At 63.8% G+C, this 17,710-nt stretch carries 15 protein-coding genes; 9 read left to right on the top strand and 6 right to left on the bottom strand.

What is annotated here, in order from left to right; translation table 11 throughout:
- The first annotated feature begins 168 nt into the window (after positions 1-168).
- Positions 169-2,262, top strand: coding sequence for a methyl-accepting chemotaxis protein (locus tag C793_RS0109555; protein WP_017430721.1), 2,094 nt, complete (start codon positions 169-171; stop codon positions 2,260-2,262).
- A 42-nt stretch (positions 2,263-2,304) separates the two neighbouring features.
- Here the strand turns inward: C793_RS0109555 and hepT are convergent, their stop codons facing one another.
- Genes hepT through nudE form a run of 3 tightly spaced genes read right to left on the bottom strand, consistent with a single transcriptional unit; the run spans position 2,305 to position 3,705 of the window.
- A complete protein-coding gene (hepT, locus tag C793_RS0109550) occupies positions 2,305-2,724 on the bottom strand; it encodes a type VII toxin-antitoxin system HepT family RNase toxin (RefSeq protein ID WP_017430720.1) in 420 nt (139 codons plus the stop codon).
- Positions 2,717-3,121: a type VII toxin-antitoxin system MntA family adenylyltransferase antitoxin gene (gene mntA, locus C793_RS0109545; protein ID WP_017430719.1), complete on the bottom strand. Its 405-nt coding sequence runs from the start codon at positions 3,119-3,121 to the stop codon at positions 2,717-2,719. The genes hepT and mntA overlap by 8 nt, the downstream gene beginning before the upstream one ends.
- Positions 3,118-3,705 carry an ADP compounds hydrolase NudE gene (nudE, locus tag C793_RS0109540; RefSeq protein WP_017430718.1) on the bottom strand — a complete coding sequence of 196 codons (588 nt, stop codon included), beginning with the start codon at positions 3,703-3,705 and terminating at the stop codon, positions 3,118-3,120. Before nudE ends, mntA begins: the two co-directional genes overlap by 4 nt.
- Positions 3,706-3,980: 275 nt before the next feature.
- On the opposite strand from nudE, the gene yrfG reads away from it, so the two are divergent.
- From yrfG to C793_RS0109505, 7 genes are all read left to right on the top strand, one after another.
- Entirely contained in the window at positions 3,981-4,667 is a 687-nt protein-coding gene (gene yrfG / locus C793_RS0109535; protein WP_017430717.1) for a GMP/IMP nucleotidase, read from the top strand.
- A gap of 77 nt (positions 4,668-4,744) precedes the next feature.
- Entirely contained in the window at positions 4,745-5,134 is a 390-nt protein-coding gene (hslR, locus tag C793_RS0109530) for a ribosome-associated heat shock protein Hsp15 (RefSeq protein ID WP_017430716.1), read from the top strand.
- A 35-nt stretch (positions 5,135-5,169) separates the two neighbouring features.
- Positions 5,170-6,048, top strand: coding sequence for an Hsp33 family molecular chaperone HslO (gene hslO / locus C793_RS0109525; RefSeq protein WP_017430715.1), 879 nt, complete (start codon positions 5,170-5,172; stop codon positions 6,046-6,048).
- 337 nt (positions 6,049-6,385) lie between these two features.
- Positions 6,386-6,883: a peptide-methionine (R)-S-oxide reductase MsrB gene (gene msrB / locus C793_RS0109520; RefSeq protein ID WP_017430714.1), complete on the top strand. Its 498-nt coding sequence runs from the start codon at positions 6,386-6,388 to the stop codon at positions 6,881-6,883.
- 101 nt (positions 6,884-6,984) lie between these two features.
- Entirely contained in the window at positions 6,985-9,339 is a 2,355-nt protein-coding gene (locus tag C793_RS0109515; protein ID WP_017430713.1) for a Tex family protein, read from the top strand.
- A gap of 148 nt (positions 9,340-9,487) precedes the next feature.
- Positions 9,488-11,119, top strand: a complete 1,632-nt coding sequence (gene gshA, locus C793_RS0109510; protein ID WP_026106221.1) for a glutamate--cysteine ligase — start codon at positions 9,488-9,490, stop codon at positions 11,117-11,119.
- The gene (locus tag C793_RS0109505) at positions 11,119-11,628 is read left to right on the top strand and encodes a disulfide bond formation protein B (protein WP_040475417.1); all 510 of its coding nucleotides are present in this window, start codon (positions 11,119-11,121) and stop codon (positions 11,626-11,628) included. The genes gshA and C793_RS0109505 overlap by 1 nt, the downstream gene beginning before the upstream one ends.
- A 45-nt stretch (positions 11,629-11,673) precedes the next feature.
- Here C793_RS0109505 and C793_RS0109500 read toward each other — a convergent pair whose 3' ends face one another.
- Together C793_RS0109500 and C793_RS0109495 are read right to left on the bottom strand one after the other, a co-directional pair.
- Positions 11,674-14,784, bottom strand: coding sequence for an efflux RND transporter permease subunit (locus C793_RS0109500; RefSeq protein WP_017430710.1), 3,111 nt, complete (start codon positions 14,782-14,784; stop codon positions 11,674-11,676).
- Positions 14,784-15,908, bottom strand: coding sequence for an efflux RND transporter periplasmic adaptor subunit (locus tag C793_RS0109495; protein WP_017430709.1), 1,125 nt, complete (start codon positions 15,906-15,908; stop codon positions 14,784-14,786). Before C793_RS0109495 ends, C793_RS0109500 begins: the two co-directional genes overlap by 1 nt.
- 239 nt (positions 15,909-16,147) lie before the next feature.
- Between C793_RS0109495 and C793_RS0109490 the strand changes: the two genes are divergently transcribed.
- Positions 16,148-17,122 (top strand): malate dehydrogenase, encoded by a 975-nt coding sequence (locus C793_RS0109490; RefSeq protein ID WP_017430708.1) that lies wholly within the window; start codon positions 16,148-16,150, stop codon positions 17,120-17,122.
- A gap of 441 nt (positions 17,123-17,563) precedes the next feature.
- Here C793_RS0109490 and C793_RS14315 read toward each other — a convergent pair whose 3' ends face one another.
- Positions 17,564-17,704, bottom strand: a complete 141-nt coding sequence (locus tag C793_RS14315) for a zinc ribbon domain-containing protein (protein ID WP_371827777.1) — start codon at positions 17,702-17,704, stop codon at positions 17,564-17,566.
- Between the last annotated feature and the right edge of the window lie 6 nt (positions 17,705-17,710).

Below are 17,710 nucleotides of genomic sequence, written 5' to 3'. Positions count from 1 at the left end.
AGCCGGTGCGGTTTACCTTTATACGCCTGGCATTGCTTTTTGTGAGTCAATGCAGCAAAGACCCGTATTTTTTACCGGTTTTGCTGCATTTTTTAATAAATCCTGTCTTTTGCCCACTACGACAGGCGCTATAATGCCGCGCTCAAAAAAGGAAACAATAGGCATGTAATGCGCCAGAATTACCCCGTTAATCAAAAGGAATACGTGCTCGGCGACGACGAGGTGCTGATCTCGCGATCGGACCTCCAGGGCAATATCGTCTACGCCAACGCCGTTTTTGTGACCGTCAGCGGGTATTCCCGCGACGAACTGCTGGGAGCGCCGCATAGTATTCTGCGCCACCCGGATATCCCCCCGCCGGTATTCGCCGATCTGTGGAAAACCCTCAAAGCCGGCCATACCTGGCAGGGAGTGCTGAAAAACCGGCGCAAGGGCGGCGGCTTCTACTGGGTTTACGCGACCGTCGCGCCGCTGCGCGAGAACGGACAGGTAGTGGGCTATACCTCGGTCCGGCGCCGGGCCTCGGCGGCGTCGATACGTCGTGCGACAGCGGTTTACGCCGATATGTGGCAGCACAACGGCAAGCTTCGCGGCCACGTATTGAGGCGCGGCACTCTTTACCGCAGCGGCGTGCGCGGCTGGTTCGAGCGCACTAGTCTGACGAGTATCAAGGCCCGGCTGGGCGGCATGGTGCTGACCTTTGTGGTGCTGTTGATGCTGGTAGGGGCGCTGGGGACCTACGGCCTTCAGTCCGCCGGCCAGCGTCTTGAGCGGTTGAATCAGTCCGCGCTGGATAACATCGCCAGCCTGCAGTTCATCGACAAGGCTCTGAACCGCGAGGCGGATCGCATCCGGCCGGCCGTGCTGGATAGCCGCAGTGCCGATCTGGGGCAGCTGCAAAGCGAGTGGCAGGACAAGCGTGACGCCATCAACGATCAATGGCAGCGCTATGATGGGGCAAGCGAGCTGGACAGCGCGCCCAAGCAGGCTTTTCGTACCAGCTTCAAGCAGCTGCGCGATGACATCACTGCGGCTTACGCTGAGCTGGGCGACGACGACGGCTACGCGGCTTATCAGCGCTTCAACAAGCGTATCGAGCCGGCCGTCGACGAGCTTGGCGAGCGCGTGTCGGCGCTGGTCGAACAGCAGCGCGACCAGGCGGGAACTGTGATGCAAACCGCCCGCGACGACCAGCAGCGGATGCTGATGTGGCAGGCCGGGCTGATTATCGGAGGTATCGTGCTTACGGTGGCGCTGAGTCTGCTGCTGATACGCTCGCTGGTGCGTTCGCTGGATGATGCCCGCCGGGTGATGTTCCAGATCGCCGCGGGCAACCTGACCGCCAGGGTCGACACCAACCGCAGCGACGAGCTGGGCGAAATGCTCAACACCGTGGATACCATGCGCGTATCGCTCGCCAGCATCGCCGAGGAGGTGGATGCACGGGTCCGGGTCGTCAAGCCGGCCGCCGAGCAGATTGCCGAGGATAACGAAGATCTGTCGGCGCGCACCGAGCAGCAGGCCGCCTCGCTGCAAGAGACCGCCGCGAGCATGGACGAGCTGACCGCCACGGTGCAGCAGAATACCGGCAACGCCCGGGAGGCCACGCGTCTCGCCGAAGACAACGCGCGCGCCTCGCTGGCTACCGGCGAGCAGGTACAGGCGCTAGTGGCGCGCATGGAGCATATTGCCGAAAGCTCGGCGCGGATGGATGGCATCATCAGCGCGATCGACAGCATCGCTTTTCAGACCAACATTCTGGCGCTCAATGCCTCGGTCGAGGCGGCGCGTGCCGGCGAAGCCGGGCGCGGGTTTGCCGTAGTGGCCGACGAAGTCCGCACTCTTGCCGGACGTAGCGCCGGCTCGGCCAGCGAAATTCGCACGCTGATCCAGAATACCCACCAGGAGGTGGAAGGTGGGCGCCACGATGTCAGGGAAACCGGACAGGCGCTGGAAGACGTGGTCGCTCAGGTTCGTCAGGTCAGCGAGCTGATCCAGGATATCAGCCAGGCCTCGGAAGAGCAGAGCAACGGCATCGGCGAGGTCAACACCGCCGTGAACGAGATGGACCGGGTGACCCAGCAGAATACCGCCCAGGTACAGGGAGTCGCCACCTCGGCCGGCCAGCTGACCACCGAGGCCCAGGCCATGGCCAACGTGGTGGAAGCTTTCCGCATTGAAGGCGGCCAACGGGCGTCACGCACCGAAGCGCTGCCCTCGGCAGGGCCCGGGGGTAATGCGATGGGCTCCGGCCGCCGCTAGCTTCAACGCACAGAACCGACTGCCTGACCTGCCGGAAGCGGGTCAGGCGCCGAGCCTGTCGAGCGTGGTACGCGCAAAGTTCAGCAGCGAGCGGTAATGCTTCTGTTCGAGCACACTTTGCACGATGCGATCATCGATCGATAGATAATCATGTACGAGTACGTTGCGCAGGCCGATAACCCGCCGCCAGGGCACGGATGTTGAGTCCGGCTCGGCCTCGCTGAGTCGTTCAAAAGCGCTCATGACGTTTTCACAGGGCATGCCGGTAAGTTGGCGAGCGCGCTGTTTGGCAATGCCAATGCAGCTTTCGATCAACAGGTGCAGAATGCGCTCGGCTGCACTGCGTTCGATGCGTGTCCAATCACGCTCGCCCAGTACTGTTGCCAGCGCTTCCAGATCCAGTTCGCAGTCGTTTAAATGCTGGTGCTGGCTGGTGATGTAAGCATTGTGCGTATCAGGCATAGATCCCTTCCGGATGCAGGTAGTCCACTTCCCAGAACGACAGGATGCGGGCTTCCTGGCGCATGCGTTCGCCCGGGTTCCTGTCGACCAGCAGTATGCCGTCGGTGAGGACGCTGACGCAGAGCGGAATCGGGGCCTGATTCATGTCCGCGATGCTCAGCATGTCGTCGGCAAGCGCCAACTCCTGTTGCCAGTCAAGCGCCAGCATTTCCGGGCGCAGACGCCGCTCCAGTGGATCGTCGATCCAGTCGCTGAAGGCCACGGCCAGGTCATAATCGCTTTGCGCGTGATGGTCGCCTCTGGCGCGTGACCCATACAGCCAGAGCGCGGCCAGGCTCGGGTGTTGCTCCGCGAGGTGTATCAGGCGCTGGATAAGCGGATCACTGTCCTGTCTCAAGACTCTATTCCTTCGCGTTGGGCGCGCAGGCGGTCCCGGGCGATATAAAGCGCGGCAATGGCGCGGGCTTCATGGAAGTCATCCCGGGCGAGCAGGGCGTCAATATCGTCAAGCGAGTGTGATTCCACCACCATGGGTTCGGGCTCGTCGCCGGGCAGGCGCTTGTCGTAGAGATCGCTGGCCAGCAGCACGTTCATGCGGTGGCTCATGTAGTTGGGCGCCTGAGAAAGCTGGCACAGCGGTTCGATGTAGCGCGCGCCAACGCCGCACTCTTCCATCAGCTCGCGGTTGGCGGCGGTCGGGGCATCCTCGCCCGGGTCGATCAGGCCCTTGGGCAGGGTGAGGACATAGTCCTCGAAGCCCGCGGCGTATTCGCGGATCAGCAGGACGGTATCCGGGTCGGGCATGGCGACGACCATGACCGCGCCGCGGCCCTTGCCGCTCAGGCGCTCAAAGCGGCGTTCCACGCCGTTGGAAAAACGCAGATCAAGCGCTTCGGCCTGGAACAGGCGGCTTTGGGACACGGGTTCGCGGGCGATGATCTCGGGTTTTTGCGGGGCATCGGGAGGCTGGTGCGCTGACATGCTATCTCCGTTTCAGGCCAGTTCGGGGTAGCGGCCGCTGGCAGAATGGCTGACGCTGCGAACGCGGACGGGCGATCGTGAATCAGCGGTCGTTGAGCTATCATCGATAGTCTACAATAGCACGCTTGCGCCGGCTGCCGCAGACGGCGTCCCGGGTTTCAGTGCCAATAGGATTCAATGCCGACAGGATTCAACGCTGACAGGGGCTTAATGCTGACAGGGCTTAATGCTGACAGGTTAAACAACGATAGGGTTTAACACCGACGGGAGTCGCGATGATCGACTGGCAAGCCATCGACACCGTATTGCTGGACATGGACGGCACGCTGCTGGATCTGCACTTTGACAGTCATTTTTGGCTGGAACATTTGCCCCGCCGTTATGTTGAGCTTCACCAGCTGGATGAAGCCTCCCGGCGCGAGCTGGAAACGCGCATTGTGGGTGAGCAGGGTACGCTGGACTGGTACAGCCTGGCCTACTGGCGGCGCGAGCTGGACGTCGATATTGTCGCGCTCAAGCGCGAAGTGCAGCACCTGATCGGCCTGCGCGGCGGCGCCATGGATTTTTTGCAGTGGCTCAAAAACGCTCATCCCCGGGTGGTGCTGGCCACCAATGCCGATCGCGAAAGCCTGGCCCTCAAGCTGCCGCTGACCGGGCTTGAGCCCTATCTCGACACTATCGTATCGTCCCAGGATGTGCGCGCCGCCAAGGAAGACCAGGCGTTCTGGCAGGCGCTGCAGGACCGCGAGCCGTTTGACCCGGCGCGCACGCTGTTTATTGACGATAATCCGCGCGTGTTGCAAAGCGCCCGAACCTTCGGCATCCGCTATTTGCTGGGCATCCGGCAGCCCAACAGCCAGCGCCCGGAACGCACACTGAGCGAGTTTGCGGCGCTGGATCATTTTGCCGATATTTATCCCGGCAACGCGGCGCCCGCCGTAAAGGATCAGCCGGCAAAATAGGCCAGGGAAAGGCAGACAGAGGGCAGAAGGTAAAAAGGTAAAGAGGGCAGAGGGTAAAAAGTCAGGAGGCAAACGGTATGGCAGAGAGCGTACGCCTGGACAAGTGGCTATGGGCCGCCCGGTTCTTCAAGACCCGCCAGCTGGCGAAAAAGGCCATCGAGGGCGGCAAGGTCCACTACGATGGCGACCGGGTTAAAAACAGCAAACTGGTGGAAGTCGGTGCGCTGATTCGCGTGCCGCAGGGGTTTGTCAGCCTGGAAGTCCGCGTGACGGGACTTTCCAGCCAGCGCCGCGGTGCCCCCGAAGCGCGGCTGCTCTACGAGGAAACCCCGGAAAGCGTCGAGCACCGCGAGCACGAGGCCGAAGTACGCCGGCTGAACAACCAGATGATGCAGCATCCCAAACGGCGCCCGGACAAGAAAGAGCGCCGCGATATCAAGAATTTTCAGCGCCGTCAGGGCGAGTAGCCCGACGACCCGATCACCCGATGAAATAGAGTCCCATGTCCGACCAGATACAGCGGTTCCTGTTTGATAACACCAACGTGCGCGGTGAAATCGTCACGCTGGAAAAAGCCTACGGCGACGTGCTCAGCCGTCATGCCTACCCCGACGCGGTCAACCAGCTGCTGGGCGAATTGCTGGCGGCCGTGGGGCTGTTGACCGATACCGTGAAGCTCGACGGCGTGATGAGTATTGAAGTGCGCGGCTCGGGCTCGCTGACGCTGCTGATGGCCGAATCCAACCCCGGCGGTGAGCTGCGTGCGGTGGCCCGGGTGGCCGAAGAGGCGGCGCTGCCCGAATCCGGCGCTACCTTCCGCGAGATGGTCGGCGAAGGTCAGATCGTCATCACCCTGGACCCGCGAGAGGGCAACCGCTACCAGGGCATCGTGGCGCTGGATCATCCCACCCTGGCCGGCTGCCTGGAGGCCTACTTCAGCCAGTCGGAACAGCTGCCCACCCGGCTATGGCTGGCCGCCGACGGCAAGCGCGCCGGTGGGCTTCTACTGCAGCGCCTGCCCCATGAAGCGCAAAATCAGGACACCGATGCCTGGGAGCGGAGCGTCCAGCTGGCGGACACCATCAAGCCCGACGAGCTGCTGGGGCTGGAGCAGCGGGACGTGCTGTATCGGCTGTATCACGAAGAAACCCTGCGCGTGTTTGACCCCAAAGCGCTGCGCTTCAGCTGTACCTGTTCGCGCGAGCGCATGGCCAACGGCCTTTTGACGCTGGGCGCCGAGGAGCTGCGCGATATTGTCCGGGAGCAGGGCGCGATCGAGACACAGTGCCACTTCTGCCATTCGCGTTATCGCTACGCCGCCGCCGACGTTGAAGCGCTGCTTGACGGCGACCCGGATGCGCCATCGCCCAGGGTGCACTGATACCTCAGATTGTATAACTCATATCCCATACCTCGTGCCGCGTTCCCTTTCCACATTTCCATTCCCCGATTCTCCCTTTCCTGTTCGCCGGGAGCCGGCGGTGCGTATCGCCGGGTTTTGATAGGGGGCTGGGGTAGGCCCGTAGGCTGAAACGTTGTTGCAGGTATTAAAAGGATCAATGTTTGTACATTGGTCTTTTTTATTGGCATTTGTGTACAGGGTTGGTGCTATTCTAGTCAGGGTAAAATCCACGGTAAATGCCCACGGTAAAAGCCATGAACAAAGCTGATGGTAAAAACCGATGGCAAAAGTCCGCACGACCGCAAGGAGGTCTGACATGAAACGCCGCCACTTTATCGGCCTGGCCGGACTGACCGGCGCCGCCGCTGCACTGCCGGGGGTCGCCTTTGGCTACCCGAGCGTTGACCTGACGGCGGCCGACGATGTCGAGCCGCTGGAACTCAGCGACAGCGAATGGCGCGAGCGCCTGTCCAACGCCGAGTACCGGGTGCTGCGCGAGAGCGACACGGAGAAAGCTTTCTCCAGCCCGCTGGATGATGAAACCCGAGACGGGGAGTTTCGCTGCGCGGCGTGCGATCTGGTGCTGTTCAAGAGCGCGATGAAATACGACTCGGGCACCGGCTGGCCGAGCTTTTTCCGCCACGTGGAAGGGCACCTGCTCAGCGAGCTCGATTTCAGCATGGTCTGGCCGCGTGCCGAATATCACTGCGCCCGCTGCGGCGGCCACCAGGGCCACATCTTTGATGACGGCCCCGAGCCCACCGGCCTGCGCTGGTGCAACAACGGCACCGCGCTGCGCTTCGTGGCGGCATAGCTGCCGGCGATGCAGCAGCTGACGGGCGGGTTAACGCGATGCTTTGGCGAGTGTGATACCTTGTGGCCTTTCTTCAATGCTGCATGGGGTAGTTGCGATATATGAGTGTCAATCAGCGTATTATGGAGCGCCTGGCGGACGAGCTGAGCGTTCGCACGCCCCAGGTAACGGCAACGGTGGCGTTACTCGATGAAGGCGCTACCGTGCCCTTCATCGCGCGCTACCGTAAGGAAGTGACCGGTGCGCTGGATGATAGCCAGCTGCGTCAGCTCGATGAACGCCTACGCTATCTACGCGAGTTGGAAGAGCGCCGCGAAGCGGTCATCGCCACGATTGACGACCAGGGCAAGCTGACCCCGGAGCTCAAGGCCGACCTTGCCGCCGCCGACACCAAGCAGCGGCTGGAAGACCTGTACCGCCCGTACAGGAAAAAGCGCCGCACCAAAGCGCAAATGGCCCGTGAAGCCGGGCTGACGCCGCTGGCCGATGCGCTTCTCAACGATCCGGGGCTGGACCCGGAGCACGAAGCCGAGGCCTATCTGCGTCCGGCCGAGGGCGAAACGCCGGCCGTGGCAGACGCCAGGGCAGCGCTCGACGGCGCCCGGCAGATTCTGATGGAACGCTTTGCCGAAGACGCCGAGCTGATCGGCCAGCTGCGCGAGCGCCTATGGCAGGAAGGCGAGCTGTCATCTCGGGTGCTGGACGGTCAGGAGCGCGAGGGCGCCAAGTTTGCCGACTATTTCGAGCACGATGAGAAACTGGCCAAGGTGCCTTCGCACCGCGCGTTGGCGATGTTTCGCGGGCGCAACGAGGGCGTTTTGCACCTGGCGATTCGCCTGCCCGGCGAAGATGAAGCGCCGATCCACCCGGCGCAGGTCGCTATTGCCCGGCAGGCGGGCATTACGCTGGTCGCGCCGGATGCCGAACGTCGCCCCGGCGACAAGTGGCTTTTCGACGTGGTGCGCTGGACCTGGCGGGTCAAGCTCTATACCGCACTGGAAACCGAACTGCTGGGCCGGCTGCGCGAACAGGCCGAGCTGACCGCCATCGAGGTGTTTGCCGCCAACCTCAAGGATCTGCTGCTGGCCGCGCCGGCCGGCCCCAGAGCCACGCTGGCGATCGACCCGGGGCTGCGCACCGGCTGCAAGATCGCGGTGGTAGACGCCACCGGGCGGTTTCTCACCCATACCGCGATCTATCCCCATGCGCCGAAAAACCAGTGGCGCGAATCGCTGGAGGTGCTGGCGCGCCTGGTCAAGCAGCACGACGTGGCGCTGATCGCCGTGGGCAACGGCACCGCCAGCCGCGAGACCGACAAACTCGCCGGCGAGCTGCTCAAGGCGCTGCCCGCCTCGCAGCAGGTCAACAAGGTCATGGTCTCCGAAGCCGGCGCCTCGGTGTATTCGGCCTCGGAATACGCCTCCCGGGAAATGCCCGATCTCGATGTCACCGTGCGTGGCGCGGTTTCCATCGCCCGCCGCCTCCAGGACCCGCTCGCCGAGCTGGTCAAGATCGAGCCCAAATCCATCGGCGTAGGCCAGTATCAGCACGACGTTTCCCAGCTGCAGCTGTCGAAAAGCCTGGAAGCGGTGATCGAGGACTGCGTCAACGCCGTGGGGGTCGATCTCAATACCGCCTCCAGCGCGCTGCTCTCCCGGGTGGCGGGGCTGTCGTCGACGCTGGCGGACAACATTGTGGCCGAGCGCAACCGCCAGGGCACCTTCAGCAGTCGCAAGGCGCTGCTGGACGTCAATCGCCTGGGGCCGAAAACCTTTGAGCAGTGTGCGGGCTTTTTGCGCGTCACCGGCGGCGACAACCCGCTGGACGCCAGCGCCGTGCACCCCGAGGCCTACCCGCTGGTGGAGCGCATCGCCGGCCGGAGCGGCCGCGAGCTGAGGGGGCTGATCGGCGATAGCGCGACGCTCAAGTCGCTCAAGCCGGCTGACTTTGCCGACGAGCACTTTGGCGTGCCCACGGTCACCGATATTCTCGCCGAGCTGGACAAGCCCGGTCGGGATCCGCGCCCGGCGTTCAAGGCCGCCGAGTTCCGCGAAGGCGTGGAGACCCTCAACGACCTCACGCCGGGCATGGTGCTGGAAGGCAGCGTGACCAATGTGACGCACTTTGGCGCCTTTGTGGATATCGGCGTGCATCAGGATGGTCTGGTGCATATTTCGGCGCTCGCCGACCGCTTTGTCGAAGACCCGCGCAGCGTGGTCAAGGCCGGCGATATCGTCAGCGTCAAGGTCATGAACGTCGATATCCCGCGCAAGCGTATCGGGCTTTCCATGCGCATGGACGACCAGCCCGATGAGGATGACGGCGCCCGGGCCGGGAAGAGCGAAAGTCGCGGAAATGCCCCCAAAGCGCGCCGCAAGGGCGAGAAAAAGCCCGATGCCGGCGACGACGTGGGAGCGCTGGGAGCGGCGCTGCTGAAAGCGCGCGGCGACAAATAGCCCGGTGTTTCCGGCGTGAGAGACGTCCTGCCTTGAAGGCCCGCCAATCGGCCGCATATTACCGGCGTCAGGTGCTGCCAGCGGGCGGTGCCCGTGCCGATTTCATTCCGACCCGCGGTGGCGGGTCGCCCAACAAGGAGTTCTTCCCTTGTCTGAACCATTCACCGTGCCGTCCACGCTGGCGCACCGTATTCAGCAGCTATGGCCCACCGCGCGTGCCGGTCGCCTGGGCCGGTTACGTCGGGGCATCGAGAAAGAGGGGCTGCGCGTCGGCGCCGATGGGCACATCGCACAGACGCCGCATCCCGAGGCGCTGGGCTCCAAGCTGACGCACCCGCACATTACCACCGACTATTCCGAATCCCTGCTGGAATACATTACCCCGGTATTCAGCGAGCCCCGGGATGCGCTGTCATTTCTGACCGACCTGCATGCCTACAGCTACCGCCACCTGGACGGCGAGTGGATCTGGCCGGCAAGCATGCCGTCGCGGCTGACGGGCAACGACAGCGTGCCCATCGCCGACTACGGCAGCTCCAACTCCGGCGTCATGAAGCATGTTTATCGCAAGGGGCTGGACGTGCGCTACGGGCGCATCATGCAGGCGATTGCCGGGGTGCACTATAATATCTCGCTGCCCGATGAGATGTGGCAGGCGCTGCGCGACGTCGAGGGAGCGGGAGAGACGGCGTTCAATGATTACCGCTCGACGCGTTATTTCGGCCTGATCCGCAACTTCCGCCGCCACAGCTGGCTGTTGCTCTACCTGTTCGGCGCTTCGCCGGCCATCGACAAGAGCTTTCTCGACGGCGGCAGGATGCCCGACAAGCTGCAACCGCTGGATGACGAAACCTATATGGCGCCGTTCGCCACGACGCTGCGCATGTCCGATCTGGGCTATCAGAATACGGTGCAGGAGCAGCTGCGGATCTGCTTCAACTCGCTGCCCAACTACGTGAATACCCTGCGCAACGCGATTTCCACGCCCTGGCCGGACTATCAGGCGATGGGCGTCAAGGTGGACGGCGACTGGCAACAGCTCAACGCCAACATCCTGCAGATCGAAAACGAATACTACAGCGATATTCGCCCCAAGCGCGTGGCCGCCAAGGGAGAAACCCCGAGTCAGGCGCTGGAAGCCGGCGGCGTGGAGTATATCGAGGTGCGCTGTCTGGATCTGGACCCGTTTGAGCCGCTGGGTGTCAGCGAGCCTCAGATGCGCTTTCTGGATACGTTTTTGATGTGGTGTCTGCTCAGCGAAAGCCCCTGGATTTCCGACGAGGAGTGCGATCATCTGGACGACAATCGTCGTCTGGTTGTAGAGCGCGGTCGCGACCCGGCGCTGTGCCTCAACCGGGGCGGTGAGTCCGTCAGCCTGCGCGACTGGGGAGAGCAGATTGTCGGTGAAATGCAGCCGGTTGCCGAGCTGCTGGATGCCGATGAAGACGGCACGCCGCACCTGGAAGCGCTGGCCGCTCTGGCGCCGCGCTTGCAGGATGCCGGTTTGACGCCCTCCGCCCGGTTGCTGGAACGGCTGCGCGACGAAGAGACATCGTTCAGCGATCTCGTGCTGTCACTGGCCAACGACCAGGCCGACATGCTGCGCCGGCAGTCGGATGAGACCCGGGAAACCGTACTGGCACAGCAGGCGGTGACGTCGCACCAGCAGCAGCGCGACATGGAAGCCGCCGAAGAGCCGTCCTTCGACGACTTCTTGTCCGACTACTTTGCCCGCGCACGCGAGTCCTATGCCGTGACGCCGCTGAGTGATCTCCCGTGATGGCCGTATCGGGAGCGTGGCGGCAGATGGCGCTGGGCGGCGTGGCCCTGTGTCTGCTGATGATGGCCGTGGCGCTGGGGCTGGAGCACATCGGCGGGCTCGAGCCCTGCCCGCTGTGCGTGTTTCAACGTATCGGCGTCATCGCCACCGGGGTCGTTCTGGCCGTGGCCGCCGGCCATCATCCGGCGGGGCGTAGCGGGCGCGGGCTCTACGCGCTGCTGGCGCTGGTGGCCGTGGCCGGCGGTGGTTTTGTCGCCGGCCGTCACGTCTGGCTACAGTCGTTGCCGGCAGACCAGGTACCCAGCTGCGGGCCCGGGCTGGACTACATGCTCGAAGTGCTGCCCATGCAGGAAGTTATCGCCACGGTGCTGTCGGGCTCGGGCGAATGCGCCAACATAGCGGCGTCCTTCGCCGGACTCTCGCTACCGGCCTGGACGCTGATCGGATTCATCGGCCTGGCGTGCTTTCCGCTGGCGATGCTGTGGCAGGCGTACAGGCAAACCAGCTGAAGCCCGGCGGGGCAGCGTGCCCCGCCGGGAAGCCGGCTCCCGGCGCTAGGCGCCAGGGGCCGGTTCGACTGCCTTGCCGTTACCGCTACGCCGCCGCTCGCCGAGTATCAGCAGGCAGGGCGTGAGCAGTAGCGTCAGGCCGGTGGCGAAGATCAGCCCGCCGGCAATGGCGCTGGACATCTGTTCCCACCACTGGGTGGATGGCGCGTTGAAGCCCAGCGCCGGCGCCATGAGGTTGACGTTAACGCCCAGCACCATGGGCATTAGCCCCAGCACCGTGGTGATCGCCGTCAGCAACACCGGGCGCAGGCGCAGGCACCCGGCCTCAAGCGCGGCGTCCCGCGGCGTCATCCGCTCGCGGCGGAGCTCGTTGTAGGTGTCGATCAGCACAATGTTGTTGTTCACCACGATGCCCGCCAGCGCAATAATGCCCATTCCCACCATGACGATGCCAAACGCCTGGCCGGTGACCAGCAAACCGATCAGCACCCCGGCAGTGGAAAACACGATGGCCGACAGCACCAGCGCGGCCTGATAGAAGCTGTTGAACTGGGTCACCAGAATCAGCGCCATCAGGGCAACGGCCACGCCAAAGGCGCCCATGAGAAACTGCGAGGCTTCCTGCTGGTCTTCCTGTTCGCCGGCGACCTTGACCCGTACCGCCTCGGGCAGGGTGTCCTGCATTTGCTCGAACAGCGCATCGAGCCGCTCGGCGGATTGGGCGCCGGGTTCCAGATCGGCCTTGATCGTCACCGCCCGGCGCCCGTTGATGCGGTTGAGCGTGCCGACTCGCGGCCCGGGGGCGATATCTACAAAGTGGGTAATCGGCACCTGACCCCGGGGCGTGTTGAGGGTCAGCTGTTCCAGCTGGTTGAGCGAGCGCCAGCCCTCGGGTAGCCGCACGCGAATATCGACTTCGTCGTTGGCGGTGTGCGGGCGGTATTCGGCAACCTTCAGGCCGTTGGTCAGCAGCTGCACGGCGCTGCCCACGGTGGTGACGTCGGCGCCCAGCCGCGCGGCGGCTTCGCGGTCAACGTCAATGCGCCACTCCACGCCGGGCAGGCTGCGGTTATCCTCGATATCAATGAAGCCGCCCAGCTCGTGCATGGCGGTTTTCAGCTGTTCCACGGCGCGATCGGCCTTTTTCGGCTCGGCCGCGCTGACTTCCAGCTGCACGGGCTTGCCGCTGGTCGGGCCTTTCTTGTCTTCCTGCGCTTCCAGCACGATACCGGGCAGCGACTCGGTGCGTTCCAGCATGTCGTCGAGAATCGCCTGCGCCGGGCGGCGCTGGTACCAGTCGGTAAACTGGAACTGGAGAACGCCGATGACGTCATTGCCCAGCTGTTCGTTGGGCGTGGCAAAGGAGCGGGCATAGAGCGCATCGACTTCGTCCATGCTGCCCAGGCGCTTTTCCACCCGGCGGACAATGGCATCGGTTTCCTCGGCGGAAAAATCCCCGCGGGCCCGCACCAGTAGCTGGGCGCTGTCGGGCTCAACGCTGGGAAAGAAATCCACGCCGTGGTTAAACCGCGCGTAGCCGCTGTAGGCCGTCGCCATCAGCAGCACGGCGATCAGCACAATCCAGCCGGGGTGCTGCAGGAGCTTGTCCAGCAAGCGACGGTAGCCGCGCCCGAAGGCCGTCGCGCCGGCGGCTGTGTCGTCACCCTCGGATGCGTGGCGAGGCGCGCGGTGGCGGGTGAAAACACGTCCCAGCGTAGGCAGGAAAATCAGCGCCATGACCAGCGAGGCCAGCAGGCAGATGACCACCGTGGCCGGCAGATACTTCATGAATTGCCCGACCACGCCGGGCCAGAACAGCAGCGGCAGAAACACTACCAGGGTGGTGGCGGTGGAGGCGATCACCGGCCAGCTCATGCGCGTGGCCGCCGACAGCCAGGCGTCGCTCGGGGTCATGCCGTCGCGCAGGTGCCGGTCGGCCAGTTCGCTGACCACAATGGCGCCGTCTACCAGCATGCCCGCCACCAGTATCAGCCCGAACAGCACTACGATGTTCAAGGTAAAGCCCAGCGCCCAGATCAACATGATGCCGGTGAGAAAGGCGCCGGGAATCGTCAGGCCCACCAGCAGCGAGGTGCGCCAGCCCATCGCTGCAACCACCACCAGCAGCACCAGCAATACGGCGGTCAGCACGTTGTTGAGCAGCTCGCCGAGCATGTCTTCCACGGTCGTGGACTGATCGAGGATGGTGGTAACGTCAAGCGCTTCGGGGAAGGTCGCGCTGGCTTCTTCCATCAGCGCATCAACCGCCCGGGTCGTGGCAATGATGTTGGCGCCGGCGCGTTTGGATATTTCCAGCACCACCGCGGGCTTGCCGGCGATCCGGGCAAAGCCTTCCGGATCCTTGAAGGTGGGATGAATCCAGGCCACGTCGCCGAAGGTCACCACGCTGTCGTCCTCGACCTTGACCGGAATATCCATTACATCGTCCAGGTTTTCGATGATACCGGGTACCTTGAGCGGCGAGCGTCCGGCGCCGGTGTCGAGGCTGCCCGCCGCAACAAGGCGATTATTATTGCGCACCCGATTGATCAGGGTGTCGAAGTTCAGCCCGTAGCTGGACAGCACCAGCGGGTCCACGACAATTTCCAGCAGGTCGTCGCGCTCCCCGGCAATTTCCACTTCGAGTACGTCGGCAATGCCTTCGATGCGGTCCTTCAGCTGACGGGCAACGGCGACCCGGTCGCGGAGATCAAGCTCGCCGGAAAGCCCCAGCGTCAGGACGGGAAACTCGGAGACGTTGACTTCGTTGACCCGGGGTTCGTTGGCGGCATCGGGCAGGCTGCTCCGGGCGATATCGACCTTTTCGCGCACGTCGGCCAGGGCGGTATTGGCGTCAAAGCCGGCGTCGAACTCCAGGGTGATGGAGGCGTGGCCCTGGCTGGCCTGGGCGGTAAACTTGTCCAGACCTTCGATCCCTCTCAGCTCGTGCTCCATGGGCCGGATCAGGAGGCGTTCGCCGTCTTCCGGACTCACGCCGTCCAGCGTCATCGAGACATAAATCACCGGGATCGTGACGTCGGGGTTGGCTTCCTTGGGAATCGCCTGCCAGGCCACCGTGCCGGACAGCAGGAGGCCGGCCAGCAGCATCAGGGTGGTGCGCGCCCGGGTCATGGCGGCGTTGATCAGCTGGCGCATCAGCGTGAACTCCCGGTTGCCGGGGCTGCCTCGGTGTCGTCCGACATCTCCTCGGCCGGTACGCTTTCTACCTTTTCGCCGGGTTCCACCAGGCCGGCGCCCAGGGTGATCAGGCGGACCGGGTCAGGCAGTCCGGCAACGTGGGCCGTGTCGGTATCGGCACTGATCAGGTCAACGGCGGTCTGCTGAACACGGTCATGGCGATCAACGTGGCGTACGCCGAGCTCACCGCTGTCATCCAGTCGCAGCAGCGCGGGCGACAGTTCGTGAACCCGGCGGGACGGCAGTTCGATGCTCAGCTCGGCGCTGCTGCCGGCCAGCCGCCGATGGTCGGGATTATCCAGCGTCACTTCGATGTAAAAGCTGCGCGTTGCGTCATCGGCGCGGCTGGCGATATGCGTCAGCGTGCCGTGGAGCTTGTCGCCGTTCAGCAGCCGAGCGGTGACATCCAGACCTTCTTCCAGCGACGCTACGTCCTGCTGGGGGACCTGGCCGATGCCCTTCAGGGTAGCGTCATCGATCAGCCGGCCCCACTGTTCGCCGGGTTGCACCAGCTCGCCGGGGTCAACGCTGACGCGCTCAAGCAGGCCGTCAAACGGCGCCTGGGGGCGAGTATCGTCGCGCTGTTTTTCCAGCCGGGCGACCTCGGCAACGCCCTGGCTGAGTGTCGCTTCCAGCCGCAGAAGTTCGGGTTTCGACATCAGGTCACGCTGGCGCAGCTTCTGCGCCCCGGCCAGCTCGGCCCGGGCGAGTTCGACGTTGTCCCGGGCTTCCTGCAGACGCTGGGGCAGGGCGTTGTTGTCCAGCACCAGCAGGGTGTCCCCGGTTTTGACGCGCTGCCCCTGGCGAACCGGCTTGTCTTCCACGATCCCTTCAACACGCGCCCGCAGCGCCACGTCGCGGTTGGCTTCCAGCTGGCCCTGCAGGGTCTCGACCGGGGTATACGCCACGCTTTCGAGCTGCCGGGTTTCAACCCGCGTGGGCGTGTCCGGCGCGTCTTCGCGCTCCGGCGCCTGGCTGTTGAATGACTCAAAATCCCCCAGCGCGAGCCACAGCACCAGGGCCAGCAACAGCAGGCTTGCCAGCACGTAGGAAAAGGGCAGTCGTGAAAGTCGGTGCCGCATGGGGCATGGCCTCTTGATCGTGTCATGGGCTTGTAGCGCCCGGCGTGGGCACCACACAAAACGTGACGCAGGCTAACGCGCCATCCGCAAAAGTGCTATATGGCAGGGCGTGGGGACCGCCGCCTACGGCCAAGGTCTGGACCGCTGTTGATTGTGTTTTTACCCAGCGGCGCATAATATCGAAACGTCGCAGCGTTCGGCACGGCCGAGCGCGAGGGCGAAACCACCAAGGAGCAATGATGAAAGAGCCAGTACGTATTGCGATTACCGGCGGTGCCGGCCAGATTAGCTATTCTCTCGTTTTCCGCATTGCCGCGGGCGACATGCTGGGGCCGGATCAGCCCGTCATTCTCCAGCTGCTGGAAATTCCGCCGGCCATGGATGCGCTGAACGGCGTGGTCATGGAGCTTAACGACTGCGCTTTCCCGCTGGTCCAGGATATTGTCGCCAGCGACGACCCCAACGTCGCGTTCAAGGACGCCGACTTTGCGCTGCTGGTCGGCTCGCGTCCGCGTGGCCCGGGCATGGAACGCAAGGACCTGCTGGAAGCCAACGCCGCGATCTTCTCCGTTCAGGGCAAGGCGCTCAACGACGCTGCCAGCCGCGATGTGCGCGTGCTGGTAGTGGGTAACCCGGCCAACACCAACGCGCTGATTGCATCGTGCAACGCGCCGGACCTCGACGCCGGCCAGTTTACCGCGATGACCCGCCTTGACCATAACCGCGCGTTGACGCAGCTGGCGCAGCAAACCGGCAAGCACGTCAACGACGTGGAAAGCCTGATTGTCTGGGGTAACCACAGTGCTACCCAGTATCCCGATATCGCCCAGTGCCGGGTCGATGGCAAGCCGGCCCTCGATCTGGTCGAGCGCGACTGGTACGAAAACGACTTTATTCCCACCGTGCAGCAGCGTGGCGCGGCCATCATCAAGGCCCGCGGCGCGTCCTCGGCCGCCTCTGCCGCCTCAGCCGCGATTGATCACATGCGCGACTGGGCGCAGGGCTGCGACGGTATCGTCAGCATGTCGATTCCCGCCGACGGCAGCTACGGCATCGAAGAAGGCATCATTTATTCCTTCCCGGTGCGCTGCAAGGGCGGCAGTTACGAAATCGTCCAGGGCTTTGAAATCGACGCCTTCAGCCGGGAGAAAATGCAGGCCACCGAGCAGGAGCTGCGCGAAGAGCGCGAAGCCGTCGCTCATCTGCTCGGCTAACGCGGCCCGCGTGAAGCAAGTCGGTTAATACGAGCCGATTAAAACCGGGCAAATTGCCCGGCTGGCATAACCGCTGAAATGCCTGTACGCCCCCTGCCGGAAGCCCGTCAGGGGGCTTTTTGTTGCCGGGGTTTGCTGCCGCAGGGAGCTGCTGCGCATAGCTGTCACGTATAGCCGTCACAGTGAATGGAATATGCAGACCGATATAATGCCTTGTGTCGGCCGCGTGGGATTGTCTAGCTTAAGGAGACGCAGCAGTGGAATTCTCCTCTGCTCCGACACGGCGCCTGCCTCCTGTTGTGTTTCAGGGCGCCAAGAAAGGAGACGACGTATGACATTGCCTGACACTCCCCGCCCGCCGCGCACCGCGCTTTGGGCGAGGGTTCCTGGGTCACCCCGAGAACCTTCCTGCTTCGACACGCCTTCACTGGACCGTGGCGATTAGGCCACAGCCCCCGATCCAGTCGCTCCACAGGCTACCCCCGCCAGTCCGGCGGTTTCGATATTCCTGGCCGCGTTGATATCGCGGTCAATGGCCTGGCCGCAGCCATCGCAGTGCCAGTGGCGCTGCGATAGCGGCAGCTTTTT

The organism is Vreelandella jeotgali Hwa, assembly GCF_000334215.1.
GTDB classification, from domain to species: Bacteria; Pseudomonadota; Gammaproteobacteria; order Pseudomonadales; family Halomonadaceae; genus Vreelandella; species Vreelandella jeotgali.
This window is presented reverse-complemented; position numbering and strand designations above follow the sequence as displayed.

Coding starts and splice junctions, on each gene's coding strand:
- C793_RS0109505 (WP_040475417.1), top strand. CDS start 11,119: ATGGCCGTATCGGGAGCGTGGCGGCAGATGGCGCTGGGCGGCGTGGCC.
- C793_RS0109490 (WP_017430708.1), top strand. CDS start 16,148: ATGAAAGAGCCAGTACGTATTGCGATTACCGGCGGTGCCGGCCAGATT.
- msrB (WP_017430714.1), top strand. CDS start 6,386: ATGAAACGCCGCCACTTTATCGGCCTGGCCGGACTGACCGGCGCCGCC.
- C793_RS0109495 (WP_017430709.1), bottom strand. CDS start 15,908: ATGCGGCACCGACTTTCACGACTGCCCTTTTCCTACGTGCTGGCAAGC.
- hslO (WP_017430715.1), top strand. CDS start 5,170: ATGTCCGACCAGATACAGCGGTTCCTGTTTGATAACACCAACGTGCGC.
- hepT (WP_017430720.1), bottom strand. CDS start 2,724: ATGCCTGATACGCACAATGCTTACATCACCAGCCAGCACCAGCATTTA.
- C793_RS0109500 (WP_017430710.1), bottom strand. CDS start 14,784: ATGCGCCAGCTGATCAACGCCGCCATGACCCGGGCGCGCACCACCCTG.
- C793_RS0109515 (WP_017430713.1), top strand. CDS start 6,985: ATGAGTGTCAATCAGCGTATTATGGAGCGCCTGGCGGACGAGCTGAGC.
- C793_RS0109555 (WP_017430721.1), top strand. CDS start 169: ATGCGCCAGAATTACCCCGTTAATCAAAAGGAATACGTGCTCGGCGAC.
- hslR (WP_017430716.1), top strand. CDS start 4,745: ATGGCAGAGAGCGTACGCCTGGACAAGTGGCTATGGGCCGCCCGGTTC.
- nudE (WP_017430718.1), bottom strand. CDS start 3,705: ATGTCAGCGCACCAGCCTCCCGATGCCCCGCAAAAACCCGAGATCATC.
- yrfG (WP_017430717.1), top strand. CDS start 3,981: ATGATCGACTGGCAAGCCATCGACACCGTATTGCTGGACATGGACGGC.